This is a genomic window from Streptomyces sp. NPDC051738, assembly GCF_044453205.1.
GTDB lineage: Bacteria > Actinomycetota > Actinomycetes > Streptomycetales > Streptomycetaceae > Streptomyces.
In genome coordinates, this window is sequence record NZ_JBITCM010000012.1 from 157,505 (window position 1) to 170,105 (window position 12,601).

The 12,601-nt window shown below is 71.7% G+C and carries 11 protein-coding genes; 7 read left to right on the forward strand and 4 right to left on the reverse strand.

Annotation, left to right across the window (positions count from 1 at the left end; all coding sequences use genetic code 11):
* Window positions 1-151: 151 nt before the first annotated feature.
* A complete protein-coding gene (locus ACIA8X_RS27375) occupies window positions 152-2,101 on the forward strand; it encodes a hypothetical protein (protein WP_399459315.1) in 1,950 nt (649 codons plus the stop codon).
* 39 nt (window positions 2,102-2,140) lie between these two features.
* Here ACIA8X_RS27375 and ACIA8X_RS27380 read toward each other — a convergent pair whose 3' ends face one another.
* On the reverse strand, window positions 2,141-3,451 hold the full coding sequence (locus ACIA8X_RS27380; protein WP_393452813.1) for an ABC transporter substrate-binding protein: 1,311 nt from the start codon (window positions 3,449-3,451) through the stop codon (window positions 2,141-2,143).
* 117 nt (window positions 3,452-3,568) lie between these two features.
* Between ACIA8X_RS27380 and ACIA8X_RS27385 the strand changes: the two genes are divergently transcribed.
* The gene (locus ACIA8X_RS27385) at window positions 3,569-4,069 is read left to right on the forward strand and encodes a hypothetical protein (protein WP_393452816.1); all 501 of its coding nucleotides are present in this window, start codon (window positions 3,569-3,571) and stop codon (window positions 4,067-4,069) included.
* Window positions 4,070-4,116: 47 nt separating this feature from the next.
* Window positions 4,117-4,998 (forward strand): formyltetrahydrofolate deformylase, encoded by an 882-nt coding sequence (gene purU / locus ACIA8X_RS27390; RefSeq protein ID WP_393452819.1) that lies wholly within the window; start codon window positions 4,117-4,119, stop codon window positions 4,996-4,998.
* A gap of 168 nt (window positions 4,999-5,166) precedes the next feature.
* Here the strand turns inward: purU and ACIA8X_RS27395 are convergent, their stop codons facing one another.
* Both ACIA8X_RS27395 and ACIA8X_RS27400 read right to left on the reverse strand, forming a co-directional pair.
* Window positions 5,167-6,591, reverse strand: a complete 1,425-nt coding sequence (locus tag ACIA8X_RS27395) for a maleylpyruvate isomerase N-terminal domain-containing protein (RefSeq protein ID WP_399459316.1) — start codon at window positions 6,589-6,591, stop codon at window positions 5,167-5,169.
* Window positions 6,588-7,175: a sigma-70 family RNA polymerase sigma factor gene (locus ACIA8X_RS27400; RefSeq protein ID WP_393452825.1), complete on the reverse strand. Its 588-nt coding sequence runs from the start codon at window positions 7,173-7,175 to the stop codon at window positions 6,588-6,590. Before ACIA8X_RS27400 ends, ACIA8X_RS27395 begins: the two co-directional genes overlap by 4 nt.
* Before the next feature lie 364 nt (window positions 7,176-7,539).
* On the opposite strand from ACIA8X_RS27400, the gene ACIA8X_RS27405 reads away from it, so the two are divergent.
* Both ACIA8X_RS27405 and ACIA8X_RS27410 read left to right on the forward strand, forming a co-directional pair.
* Window positions 7,540-7,920: an STAS domain-containing protein gene (locus ACIA8X_RS27405; RefSeq protein ID WP_093904510.1), complete on the forward strand. Its 381-nt coding sequence runs from the start codon at window positions 7,540-7,542 to the stop codon at window positions 7,918-7,920.
* A gap of 167 nt (window positions 7,921-8,087) precedes the next feature.
* Entirely contained in the window at window positions 8,088-8,600 is a 513-nt protein-coding gene (locus ACIA8X_RS27410) for an EF-hand domain-containing protein (protein WP_393452828.1), read from the forward strand.
* Here ACIA8X_RS27410 and ACIA8X_RS27415 read toward each other — a convergent pair.
* Entirely contained in the window at window positions 8,579-10,093 is a 1,515-nt protein-coding gene (locus ACIA8X_RS27415) for a class I adenylate-forming enzyme family protein (protein ID WP_393452831.1), read from the reverse strand. The genes ACIA8X_RS27410 and ACIA8X_RS27415 overlap by 22 nt on opposite strands.
* Window positions 10,094-10,217: 124 nt before the next feature.
* Here ACIA8X_RS27415 and ACIA8X_RS27420 point away from each other — a divergent pair, with 124 nt between their 5' ends.
* Entirely contained in the window at window positions 10,218-11,351 is a 1,134-nt protein-coding gene (locus ACIA8X_RS27420) for an acyl-CoA dehydrogenase (protein ID WP_399459317.1), read from the forward strand.
* A gap of 3 nt (window positions 11,352-11,354) precedes the next feature.
* A complete protein-coding gene (locus tag ACIA8X_RS27425) occupies window positions 11,355-12,230 on the forward strand; it encodes an acyl-CoA dehydrogenase family protein (RefSeq protein ID WP_399459318.1) in 876 nt (291 codons plus the stop codon).
* Window positions 12,231-12,601: the final 371 nt, after the last annotated feature.

The window sequence follows — 12,601 nt, forward strand, 5'->3', positions numbered from 1 at the left end:
GAAGGGAGGGGCTTAACAGCGGATTGGGGGACGTTGCTGTTACCGCGGTCACAGGGACGCAGGTCACGTCCTTGGCCGCGTAGCAGCCGGAACGTGGGACCCGGTAGCGTGAGCCGACGATTCCGAAGGTCCCCCATTCGTAGGAGTCCCGGTGGCGCAGAGTGGACAGGGCGAGGAGCCCGCGGCGCGGCAAGCGCGCGAAGGCATCGTGCTGCCCTCAGACGGCGGTGAACCGCTGCTGCCGGGCATGACGGGCCAGCCGACGCCGATACCGGCGACGCCGCCGACCGCACCCCCGCCCTCGGCGCCGCCCGGCGGCCAGGCCTGGGGCACCCCGTGGGGACCCGACCAACCCCCGACCCCGCCGCCCGCCGCGCCGGGCCAGGCCTGGGGAGCACAGCCCGGTCAGCCCTGGAGCGGGCAGGACCAGTCGTACCAGCCGCAGGCACCGGCCCCGTCTCCGTGGGGCGCCGCGCCGGAGGGCGCCGCGGGCATACCGACCCAGCCGCTGCCGCCGGAAGGCGGGGCGTACGGCGGGGGTGTGCCGGGTGCCCAGAGTGCGCCGCCGAGCATGCCGTCGTACGGACATGGCGCCCCGGCCGGTTCGCCGCTGCCCGCGCCGCAGCCGCCGTACGGGCAGAGCGGTCCGTCTTCGACGTCGCTGCCGCCTGCCGGCGGGGAGACGTACGGTGCTCCCGGCCCCGGTGGTGCGCTGCCGCCTGCCCAGCAGGGTGGCCCGGGCGCGCTGCCGCAGTCCCCGCACGCCGGCTCCAACCCGCCGCTGCCGCCCGGGGGTGGGCAGGCTTACGGCGCTCCGGGTGGGGGTGCGCCGCTGCCGCCCGCCGCGCACGGCGTCTCCGACGCGCTCCTCCCGCACGGCGGTGCCGGTGCGGGTGGCTTCGGGGCTCCGTTGCCGCCTGCCGACGAAGGCGCCACTCAGTACATACCGCCGGTCAGTGCCGCCCCTTCGGGTGCGGACGACCAGGCCACCCGCTTCATACCGCCCGTCGGTGCGGCCGGCGCACCGCCTGCGCCCTCCGCGTCCGAGGGCGCTACGCAGTACATCCCGCCGGTGGGGCCGGGCGCGTTGCCGCCCGAGGTGTCCCATGAGAGCACCCAGATTCTGGGGCGGGTCCGGCCGGGCGGCGGTGCCGGGCCGATGCCGCCCTCGTCCGGGCCCGACGCCGAGGCCACGCGGTACATCCCGCCGGTGCCCGGTCAGGCGGGCGGGATGCCGCAGGGCGGTGCGCAGCGGCAGCCGCTCTCCGACTTCGACAACCTCTTCCGCAGTGAGCCGGGCGGCGAGCCCCCGGCCGCGGCCACCCAGCAACTGCCCCGCTTCCAGCAGCCGCAACCGCAGCAGCAGGGCCGGCCCGGGGCGGCGTACTTCCCGCCCGGCCCGAACGACCCGCACAGCCCCTACGGTCCGGGTGGTGACGACGGTGGCCGGGGCCGCCGCGGCGGTCGTACGGGCTCGCGGGTGCCGCTCATCGCCGCCGTCGGCGTCGGGATCGCCGTGCTCGGCATCGGCGCGGGCGCGCTGCTCGCCGGTGGGGGCGACGACGACAAGAAAAGCGACGAGAACAGGCCCGCCGCGGCCACGGCCCCGGCGACGGAGGGTTCCTCCTCGCCGTCCGCCGACCCGGCCGAGCAGCAGGCGATCGCCCTGGACAAGCTCCTCGCCGACAGCGGGGACAGCCGTACCGCCGTGATCAACGCGGTGGCCGACGTGAAGTCCTGCAGCAACCTCGCGCAGGCCGCCAAGGACCTGCGGGCTGCGGCCGGGCAGCGCAACCAGCTGGTCACCGACCTGTCCAAGATCGAAGTGGACCAGCTCCCGAACCACACCGAGCTGACCACCGCGCTCACCAAGGCGTGGCAGGCATCGGCGTCCGCCGACAACCACTACGCGGCGTGGGCCGACCAGGTCGCCGGCAACAAGAAGCTGTGCAGGAAGGGCCAGGCCCGCTCCACCGGCCAGACCCAGGCCGGCAACCGCGCCAGCGGCACCGCCAGCGAGCAGAAGAAGTCGGCCGCGCAGCTGTGGAACACGATCGCCAAGAAGTACGGCCTGACCGAGCGCCAGCCGACCCAGCTGTAGGGCAGGTCCGGGCAGGACCGGGGGGCGGGGCCCGGGCGGTCAGTTCAGGTCGGCGTTCTGCAGCGTCTTCGTCACGTCGATGAAGCCCTTGCGGGCCGCCACCAGCCGGCCGTCCCGTACGACCTGAAGGGTCACCTTGCGGTTGACCAGACGGGGGAAGCCGACGGAGGCAAGGACGTCCTGGAACTTCCACTGCAGGGTGGGGGTCAGTCCGCCCGTGGAGACCTTCAGGCCGTCGTTCAGGGCCTCGCGCACGGAGTCGGCGTTCACCTCGCCGCCGTCCAGCGACTCGACGACCTTCTTGAACACCGTGTACGCGATCCATGTGGTCTGCACACCGGCGTCCGCGGGATCGATGCGGTTGTCGCCGAAGGCCTGCTCGCTGATCACCTTCTTCATGGCGTCCCAGCGCGGATCGCTCGCCACGGGGTACCAGCCGGTGATGTACGACCCCTCGTACGGGCTCGACGCCCCGCCGGTCGCGTTGATCACCGTCTGGTCGACGCTGCCCAGGACGGTGGCGGTGCGCACGTCGGGGTAGTCCCCGCGGGACCGCCGGAAGGAGTCCATGAAGGTGCTGTTGCGGTCGCCGAGGGCGGGCACCACGCAGCCCGTGTCCGACAGGTCGTCGGTGGCGTAGGCCAGGGCCCGCACCGACTGGCTGCCGTACTCGGTGGCGTCCTCCTCGGCCAGCTGGTCGCCCGAGACGCTGTGCCCGCCCGCCTTGAGGCCGGAGTCGAGCAGGGGCGGCAGCTCGTCGCCCGCGATGCTGTCGGGGCGTACCAGGGCGACGGGGCCGCATCGGCCGGCCAGTTCCTTGCCGAGGCCCGCCAGGAGGGTGGGCTGGCCGCCGTTGACGGGGTAGGAGAGGGGGCTGGTGAACTCGGAGTTGGTGACGCCGTAGCCGCCTATGTACGGGATGCCGGCGCCCTCCAGCGAGGGCAGGAAGGTGTCGCCGTACTGGCTGTAGGAGCCGAGGACCGCGACGACGTTCTCCTCGACCGCGCGGTCGGCGCACTTCGCCGCGGCCACGCTGTCGTTGTGGTCGTTGCAGGTGAGGACCTTCAGCTTGCGGCCGCCCAGGCCGCCGTGGGCGTTGATCCAGCGGGCGTACGCCTGCGCGAAGGCGGGCACACCGGGCTTGTTGGTGGCCTTGGTGTTCTGCGGTGCCCAGGTCATGACGGTGATCGGGTCATCCCCGGAACCCCCCGAGGCACCGGGGATGACGCCGCATCCGACGGCGAGCGACGCACACACCACCAGGGCGGCCGCAGAGCGAGCCGCTGCTCTCGCGGGCCGGTTGGTGATCGCGGGGAGGTAGGTGCTGCGTGTGCGAGGCCTGCCGGTCATGGACACGCACGATTCCGCCACACAACAAACCCGGGCGTGACCCATGGTGATCAACAGGTGACCAGAAGGTGAATTACGGGGGCCGGTGAGGCGCTTGTGAAGGAGAACGTACGATCGATGACCGTGCAAGGTTCGGATAGCTCTTCCCGTCGCGGCCGTCGCTCATCCACCATGGGCGGCATGCCACTCAACGACATGCCGTGGTGGCGCTGGCGCAGCAATGTGCGCTCCGCGCTGCACATGCTCTCCGACCAGGTGTTCCAGCGGGACGTCTGGCTGGCCGGCGTCGACGGGTACGGCGACGTCACGGACGCCGTCTACCGCCTGGTCGAGGACACCTGGCTGGACAACTGGTCCGCGGAGAAGTACGTCGGAACGATATTCCGGGACTCGCAGGAGGCGGCGCTCGTCGACACCGCCGTGCTGCGGGTGCTGCGGATCATGCACCAGGTCGGCCCGGACGCGCCCGTCTCCGCGTACATGGAGCACCAGGGGTGGCCGGAGGCGGTGCGGGCGGCGCGGGACGCGCATGTCCGGATGGCCATGGCCGACGGCGAGGAACCCGACACCCCGCCGAGCACACTGGAGGTGCTGCGGATCATGACGCGGTCCGCGTAACGGGACGGCTGTCCGCCGCGGGGGTCGGATATGGGACCCTGTGCTGCATGAACGAGCAGTCCACCCGAGCCGCGGTCCGCGCCGAGCAGTACGTCCTCATCCTGTCGTGCCCCGACAAGCAGGGCATCGTGCACGCCGTGTCGAGCTACCTCTTCATGACCGGCTGCAACATCGAGGACAGCCAGCAGTTCGGCGACCACGACACGGGACTGTTCTTCATGCGCGTCCACTTCTCGGCGGAGTCGCCGGTGACGGTGGACAAGCTGCGGGCGAGCTTCGCGGCGATCGGTGACTCCTTCCATATGGACTGGCAGATCCACCGGGCCGAGGAGAAGATGCGGGTCCTGCTGATGGTCAGCAAGTTCGGGCACTGCCTGAACGACCTGTTGTTCCGCGCCAGTATCGGCGCGCTGCCGGTGGAGATCGCCGCCGTGGTGTCCAACCACACCGACTTCGCCGAGCTCGTGGGGTCGTACGACATCCCCTTCCACCACATCCCGGTGACCAAGGACAACAAGTCCGAGGCCGAGGCGCAGCTGCTGGAGCTCGTGCGCGAGGAGGGCGTGGAGCTGGTCGTGCTGGCCCGCTACATGCAGGTCCTCTCGGACGACCTGTGCAAGCAGCTGAGCGGGCGGATCATCAACATCCACCACTCCTTCCTGCCGAGCTTCAAGGGCGCGAAGCCGTATCACCAGGCTCACGCCAGGGGCGTCAAGCTGATCGGCGCCACGGCTCACTACGTCACCGCCGATCTCGATGAGGGGCCGATCATCGAGCAGGAGGTCGAGCGGGTGGGGCATGGCGTCACGCCGGATCAGCTGGTGGCGATCGGGCGGGATGTGGAGTGCCAGGCGCTGGCGCGGGCCGTGAAGTGGCATGCCGAGCGGAGGATTTTGCCGAACGGGCGGCGGACGGTCGTGTTCGCCTAGTAGCTCGGGTGGTTGTTGTTTCGAGGGCGGCTGCGGGTGTGGGTGCTGGTCGCGCAGTTCCCCGCGCCCCTGAAAAGGTAGGCCCAGTGGGCCGACCTCCAGGGGCGCGGGGAACTGCGCGAGCAACCACGAACTACCCGCAGCCGCCCGTGAATCCGCAACCAGCCCCTACATCCGGCTCAAACTCGCCGCCGCGAACAGCACATCCCTGATCGCCTCCCGATCACCCACCTGCCCCGCCGCCGCCTCCGTCGGAGACACATGGCCCGCGGCAAGGCGGCAGAACTCCCCGCCGTCCAGGGCGACATGCGCCACCTCATGCTCCGCGGAGCCCACCGCCGCCGGGGAGTCCAGGGGGATCAGCCACTGACCGCCACCGGAGCCCTCGATCTCCAGCCGGAGGCTACGGCCCGGCTCTCCCGCGGGGACGAGGTGACGGTGCGGGCCACCGGGAGGCGGCGCCGCCAGCCCCGCTCGGCGGCGCGCGGCGAGGACCGTGGGGAGCATGCGGGCGGCCAGGTCGACCATGCTGTGCAGGTCGCGGCCGGACGGCGGCTCGTACGGGTAGTCCACCGCCTCGGCGATGTCCTCCGCGTGCACCCAGCACTCGAAGGCGCGGTCCAGCATCGCGTCGTGCAGCGGCAGTTCGAAGTCGCCGTACGGCACCGAGAGGCGGCCCGTGCCGCCGCCCGTGAAGGACGCCGTGCGGACCAGGTCGTGGGTCTGCTCGCGCCACGGGGCCCGTACGGCGCGCGTCGGCGGATAGTGCGAGGCCCGCCAGTAGGCCTCGGTGCGCGCGGACGGGGTCGGGTGGTCCGCGGCCACGTCGCCCATCGGGTCCTGGAGGCCCAGCGCGATCGCCACGAGACCGTCGACCGTCAGCAGATGCGCGATGACCCCGGCGACGGTCGTACGGCGGCTCGTCGGCTCGTCCTTCTCGAACCACCGCAGCCGCACGGGCGCGTGCCACTCGGCGTCGCCGAAGTCCTGCAGCAGGGCGTCGAGACGGGCCGTCTGGGCGTCGTACGCCGTCGCCCACTCCGGCACCGGGATGCGCGGTGGGCGGTGCTCCAGGCAGCCCTCCAGGACGCGGGTGCGCAGGGACGGGTCCAGGTCGAGGGTCTCCGGCGGGTGGAGCAGACCGACCGCCTCGCGCAGCCGGCGTGCCTCGTCCGCGCAGGCACCGCAGTCGCCGAGGTGCTCCTCCACGGCCGCCGTCTCGTCCGCTGAGCAGGCGGCCAGCGCCCACGCGCCGAGCAGCGACTTCAGGACCCGGTGTTCGAGCAGGAGCGGGGCCGGGCGCGGGGCCGGGTCCCCGAGGTCCTGCGGGCGCAGGTCGGGCAGGGGCTGCCCGGTGTCCTCGACGGAGGCGCGGGGGAGCGGTATGCGGGGCGGCTGGTCCGGGCTCGGCTCGGGGGCGGGGCGCCGGTCGTCGCCGTTGCCGCCGTTGCCGCCGCTCATGCGGTCGGCTCCGCGCGGGGTGTCTCCGGGGCCGTTCTCGTATGGCTCCTCACCCCTGTGTCCCTCCTGGCCTCCGTGTCCCCCCGGACCCTCGTGCTCGTCGTACGCCTCGAACCGTCCCGCCTCGTTCACACCGCGCCCCCGTATCCCGGCGGCGCCCCCGGCGCGGCTCCGGCGTCATGGGCCGTGGAGAGCAGTTGCAGGCCCAGTCGGAGGCGGCGGCGGGCCTCGTCCTCGGTGACGCCGAGGTCGGCGGCGGTCTGGCGGTAGTCGCGGCGCTGGAAATAGGCCAGCTCAAGGGCGGCGCGCAGCGGGACGGGCATCGACTGGGCGATGTAGTCGGCGCGGGCGGCGACCGAGGCGTGCCGCACCTTGCGCTCCAGTTCCTCGGTGGAGCCCTGGCCGCCGGCCTGGACGAGGGCGGCGGTCTCGGTGGCGCGCAGCCGCTGCACGGCGAGGCGGTGGGTCAGTGCGGCGACCCAGGAGCGCAGCGGGCCCTGCTTGGGGTCGTAGGTCTCCGGGTGCTGCCAGACATGGGCGAAGACGTCGCGGGTGAGGTGGTCGGCGGCGCGCTCGTCGCCCAGCACGGTGTGGGCGAGGCCGTGCACCAGCGAGGCGAACCGGTCGTAGAACTCGCCGAGGGCGGCCGCCTCACCGCGGACGAGACGCTGCTGCATCTTGCGGTCCCAGCGGGGCGGTGCGTCCTTCTTCGCCATACGGCCCCCCTCACCGGTCCGTTCTGTCCAGCGTGCGTCCGTCGTCTCCCCGAATGTAGTCGGCACGTCGGACAGCGCACGCCCCTTTGTCGCAATGTGCGCCCCTTGAAGAGCCATGGCTGGTGACGCACCTCGCACTCGTGATAGGGGGCTCCGGTGAGGGATCCAGGGCCTCGCACCCGCTCGGTTACCCGGACGTAGTGCGATCAGACCTGATCGAACAGGATCGAATGCGATGGAAACAAGCCTCTTCTGATCGGTGACCGTTTCTTGGAGGGTGTTTCAGGGAACAGCCGCTGGGCAGCCGCGCTGCAAGGAAGCGTAGGAGTCGCTTCCGTTTCGGCGAGTCCGGCGAGCGAGGGGCGTGGTGGTGACGGTGAAAGTGACCGGCGGCGAGCGGGGCGACTGGGCCGTGCTCCAGGTGTCGGGCGAGCTGGACCTGGTGACCTCGCCGGTGATGCGTCAGCACATCCATGACGTCGTGGCCGAGGGGCGCCACAGCCTCGTCCTGGACCTCTCCGAGGTCCTGTTCTGCGACTCCAGCGGGGTCGGCGTCCTCATCGCCGCCCGCCGGCTGATCCGCTCCTGCCAGGGCAGCCTGCGGCTGATACTCCCCGCACAGGGCGCGGCGGACGGATCGCACGTCAACCGGGTCCTGGGCGCGCTGGGAGTGCGCAGGCTGTTCGAGGTCTACCCGGACGTCGCTGCGGCGGTCGCGGACGATGCCGGGCCGCTGTCGGCCTGAGGTGCCCCTGCCCCGAGCCGCGCACATTTCCCTCGAAGTGCCACACCGTTGTCCCAAAATTCCCTCGGTCTTGGCACAACCACCGCTTTCGCGCGCCCGGACGGCCCCGGGCGTCGTACGCTCCGTGCCAGAAGTACCCCACGTGACGTAAGGCGGCCCGATAAGACATGGTCAGCAGCGAGTACGAGCGCAAGATCGCCGCCCGGTTCGCCACCTTCGATCAGGACGGCAACGGCTACATCGACCGGGAGGACTTCAGCTCGGCGGCCAAGGCGCTGCTGGCGGAGTTCGGCACCACCGCCCGGTCCGACAAGGGCCAGGCCCTGTACATCGGGGCCGAGGCGTTCTGGCAGGGCATGGCCGGGATCGCCGACCGGGACGGCGACCAGCGCATCACGCGCGAGGAGTTCGTGAACGGCGCGGTCAAGCGGCTGCGCGACAACCCGGACCGGTTCGCGGAGATCGCCCGCCCCTTCCTGCACGGCGCCCTCGCCGTGGCGGACCCCGACGGTGACGGATACGCCACCGTCACCGACACCGCGCGCGTGCTCGGCTGTCTCGGGGTCGCGGAGGACATCGCCCAGGCGGCCGCCGCCGGCCTCGACACGGACGGCGACGGCAAGGTGGCGGAGAGCGAGATCGTGACCGCGTTCGCCCGCTACTTCACGGTTCCCGAGTAGCGCTCCCTGAGCTTGTACTTGAGCACCTTGCGCAGGGTCTCGTTGCGCGGAAGGGCGTCGATCACCTCCAGCTGCTCCGGCAGCTTGTGCGTCGACAGCCCTTCCCCGCGCAGGTAGGCGGTCAGCTCCTCAAGGGTCGGTTTCCCGGCGGCGCCGGCCGGCTGTTCCACGACCGCGCAGACCCGTTCCCCGCGCTCCGGGTCCGGCAGCCCGATCACCGCGACGTCCCCGACCGCCGGATGCCGGTGCAGCAGGTCCTCGATCTCCTTGGCCGAGATGTTCTCGCCCTTGCGGATGATCACGTCCTTGAGCCGGCCGGTCAGCACGAGATGCCCGCTGTCGGTCAGATACCCGAGGTCACCGGTGCGCAGGAACCCCTCGTCGTCGAAGGCCACCGCCGTCTGCGCCGGGTCCAGATAGCCCCGGCACACCGCCTCCCCGCGCAGCCGCACCTCCCCCTCCACGATCCGTATCTCCATCTCCCGCGGCGGCCGTCCCTCCGTCGTCGCCAGGTTGTCCGCGGTGTCGTCCGGCGCCCCCATCGTGATCATCGGCACCTCGGTCATGCCGTACCCATGGGTGAGCTGCACCCCCATCTCGCGCACCACCGCGTGATACAGCTCCGGCGGCTTCGGCGCCCCGCCGCCCGCCAGCAGCCGCAGCGAGGGGACGACCTTCCCGCCGCCCGGCTGCCCCCGCTGCTCCGCCAGGAACATCGAGTAGAACGCCGTCGACCCGCCCGCGATCGTCACGCCGTGCCCGCGGAACGCCGCCAGTGCGTCCGGCAGCGCGAACTGCTCGAACATCACCGCCGGGAAGCCGTACAGCAGCAGCATCACCATGTAGTCCGGGCCGCCTATGTGCGCGTACGGGAAGGCGATCGACCCGATGTCCTCGGCCGTCGGCCGCAGCGCGTGCGCCAGGCACGAGCCGCCCGCGATCAGGGAACGGTCGGTGTGCAGTACGCCCTTGGGGTCGGACGTCGTCCCCGAGGTCCAGTAGATCCAGCGGACGGAGGTGCCTTCGGCGGGCGGCGCGGGCAGTACGGACGGATCGCCGTCGGGCAGGGTGTCGTACGCCTCGAAGATCCCCTTCGCGCCCAGTCGTCGCGCCATCTCGGTGTGGTCGAAGCCCCGCCACCGGCCCGGCACCGCGAAGAACTCCGCCTTCGACTCCCGCAGCGCGAAGCCGACTTCGCGGTCCCGGTAGAACGGGATGACCGGCGACTGTACGGCGCCCAGGCGGGCCAGCGCGAAGGACAGCAGGGCCGTCTCGATGCGGGTGGGCAGCTGCCAGGCGACGACCGTGCCGGGGCGTACGCCCATGTCGTACAGGCCGGCCGCCACGCGCTCGGCACGCGCGCGTAGGTCGCCGAAGGACAGCGAGCGGGCGTCCTGGAGGAGGACGGGGCGGTCGGGGGCCAGTTCGGCACGGCGTGCGACCAGTTCCCAGAGCGTGCGCGAGGAACCCAGGGCGTGTGCGGTGTCGTTCACGACAACCCCCAATAGCTGACGATGTGTCAGATCGTGCGGAGAGCGTAGAGCTCGGTGCCTTGTCGGTCCAGGGGTGCGGGGCTAGCCTGCGGATGAATCTGACGGATCGTCAGGCAGGTGGTGGATGAACCTCACGTACACGCCCGAAGAGGAGGAGTTCCGGGCGCGGTTGCGGGAGTGGCTGGGCCAGGCCCTCCCGGCGCTCCCGCCGAAGCCGTCCCCCGACGACTGGCCGGGGCGCCGCGCCTACGACCTCGGCTGGCAGCGCAGGCTGTACGACGCCGGGTACGCCGACGTCCACTGGGACGCCTCCCCGACCATGCGGCTGATCTTCCTGGAGGAGACCGAGAAGGCGGGCGCGCCCTATGTGGGCGCCGGCTTCGTCGGGCTGCTGCACGCGGGGCCGACCATCGCCGCCGAGGGCACCGATGAGCAGCGGGCGCGCTGGCTGCCGCCGATCCTGCGCGGGGACGAGGTCTGGTGCCAGGGCTTCAGCGAACCGGACGCCGGATCCGACCTCGCGGCGCTGCGCACGCGCGCGCGTAGGGACGGCGACGACTATGTGGTGAGCGGGTCCAAGATCTGGACCTCCCATGCCGAAGTGGCCGACTGGTGCGAGCTGTTGGTGCGCACCGACCCAGCCGCGCCCAAGCACCGCGGCATCAGCTGGCTGGCCATGCCCATGGACGCGCCGGGCATCACCGTACGGCCGCTGAGGACCCTCGCCGGGTCGGCCGAGTTCGCCGAGGTGTTCCTCGACGAGGTGCGGGTGCCCGTCGCCAACCGGGTCGGGGACGAGAACGACGGCTGGCGCGTGACGATGGTGACCCTCTCCTTCGAGCGCGGCACGGCCTTCGTGGGCGAGGTCGTCGCCTGCCGCCGTGTACTGCGCGAACTCGCCGGTGAGGCCCGCAAGAACGGGCGCTGGGACGACCCGGTGCTGCGACGGAGCCTGGGGCGGCTGAACGCCGAGTTCCGGGCGCTGTGGCGGCTGACGCAGTGGAACGTGAGCGAGGCGGAACGGACGGGAGGGGTACCGGGCGTAGGGGGTTCGGCTTTCAAACTGAGGTATTCGCACGCCCGCCAGGAGCTCTACGACGCGGCGGCCGACGTACTGGGACCGGACTCCCTCGACCTCGACCGGCCGTGGATCCTCGACCGGCTCTCCTCGCTGTCGTACACCATCGCGGCCGGCACCTCGCAGATCCAGCGGAACATCGTGGCCGAGCGGATTCTCGGGTTGCCGAAGGGGCGATGACGGATGCGCTTCCAACTGACCGACGATCAGCGGGCGTTGCGGGACGGCGTACGGGAGCTGCTGGCGCGCCGCTTCGGACCGGAGGCGCTGCGGGCCGCCGTCGACGCGCCCGGAAGCCTGGACCGGGCGCTGTGGCGCGAGCTCGGCGCCGCCGGGTTCTTCGCGCTGCGGCTGCCGGAGGCGGCGGGCGGGGTCGGACTCGGGCTGCCCGAGACGGTGTTGGCGTTCGAGGAGGCGGGCCGCGCGCTGCTGCCGGGCCCGCTGGTGGCCACCCACCTCGCAGCGGGGGACGTGCCGGGCGCGGCCACCGGGGAGGTGGTCGTGGCGGAGGCCGGCAACGGCCTCGTGGAGTGGCTCACGGAGGCGGACGTCGTACGGGGCGACGCGGAGGGGGCCGTACCCCTGCGTTCGGTCGACCCGCTGACGCCCCTGCACCGGGTTCCCGTGGCCGCCGACGTGGACCCCGTCGTCGTACTCCTCACCGCGGCCGAGCAGCTCGGCACCGCCGCGCGCGCGTGCGAGCTGGCCGTGGAACACGCCCGGGCACGTGAGCAGTTCGGGCAGCCGATCGGGGCGTTCCAGGCGGTGAAGCATCTGTGCGCGGAGATGCTGGTGCGGACGGAGACGGCTCGCACGGCCGTCTACGCGGCGGCCGTCACCGGTGACCCGCTCGACATCGACGCGGCCCGGCTGCTCGCCGACGAGGCGGCCGTGCGCGGCGCCCGCGACTGTCTCCAGGTGCACGGCGGCATGGGATTCACCTGGGAGTTCGAGGTCCACCTGCATCTGAAGCGCGCATGGGTGCGGACGTACCGTGCCGGTGATGCTACGGAGAGTGAGGAGCGTTTGGCCGGTGAACTTCTCGCACACTCGACCTAAAGCGACTTGGGCTGCGACATCGCCGACGGCGCCCGCATGGATGTCGCGGATTGTGGCATACCGGAATTACGGAGCGTTGATATCGGGTTGTGTCCTACGCGTGACTCGTCACGTCCTGGAGTCGGCGGTCCGCTCCGGTACCTTGTGTGAGATGCGAGTGGTTCCGAGCATGAGCCATGGCGGAGTTGCCCTTGAGGCGGCCCCGGATCCGGCGGTGCGCGCCGGTGCTCGCAGGGCGGGATGGCCTTCTGTCCCCGCCTGTTCGACTCCTCGCAACAAGCGTCGCACAGTATGCCGCACGGGTACTCCTTCGCGCTGGAATATGCCCGAAGCGCTTGTTGGGGTGACTGTACGTCAACCATGCTGTCAGC

Bases quoted from the DNA above. Each gene is read 5' to 3' on its own strand.
- purU (WP_393452819.1), top strand. From the start codon at position 4,117: ATGAACGAGCAGTCCACCCGAGCCGCGGTCCGCGCCGAGCAGTACGTC.
- ACIA8X_RS27420 (WP_399459317.1), top strand. From the start codon at position 10,218: ATGAACCTCACGTACACGCCCGAAGAGGAGGAGTTCCGGGCGCGGTTG.
- ACIA8X_RS27425 (WP_399459318.1), top strand. From the start codon at position 11,355: ATGCGCTTCCAACTGACCGACGATCAGCGGGCGTTGCGGGACGGCGTA.
- ACIA8X_RS27380 (WP_393452813.1), bottom strand. From the start codon at position 3,451: ATGACCGGCAGGCCTCGCACACGCAGCACCTACCTCCCCGCGATCACC.
- ACIA8X_RS27400 (WP_393452825.1), bottom strand. From the start codon at position 7,175: ATGGCGAAGAAGGACGCACCGCCCCGCTGGGACCGCAAGATGCAGCAG.
- ACIA8X_RS27385 (WP_393452816.1), top strand. From the start codon at position 3,569: ATGACCGTGCAAGGTTCGGATAGCTCTTCCCGTCGCGGCCGTCGCTCA.
- ACIA8X_RS27410 (WP_393452828.1), top strand. From the start codon at position 8,088: ATGGTCAGCAGCGAGTACGAGCGCAAGATCGCCGCCCGGTTCGCCACC.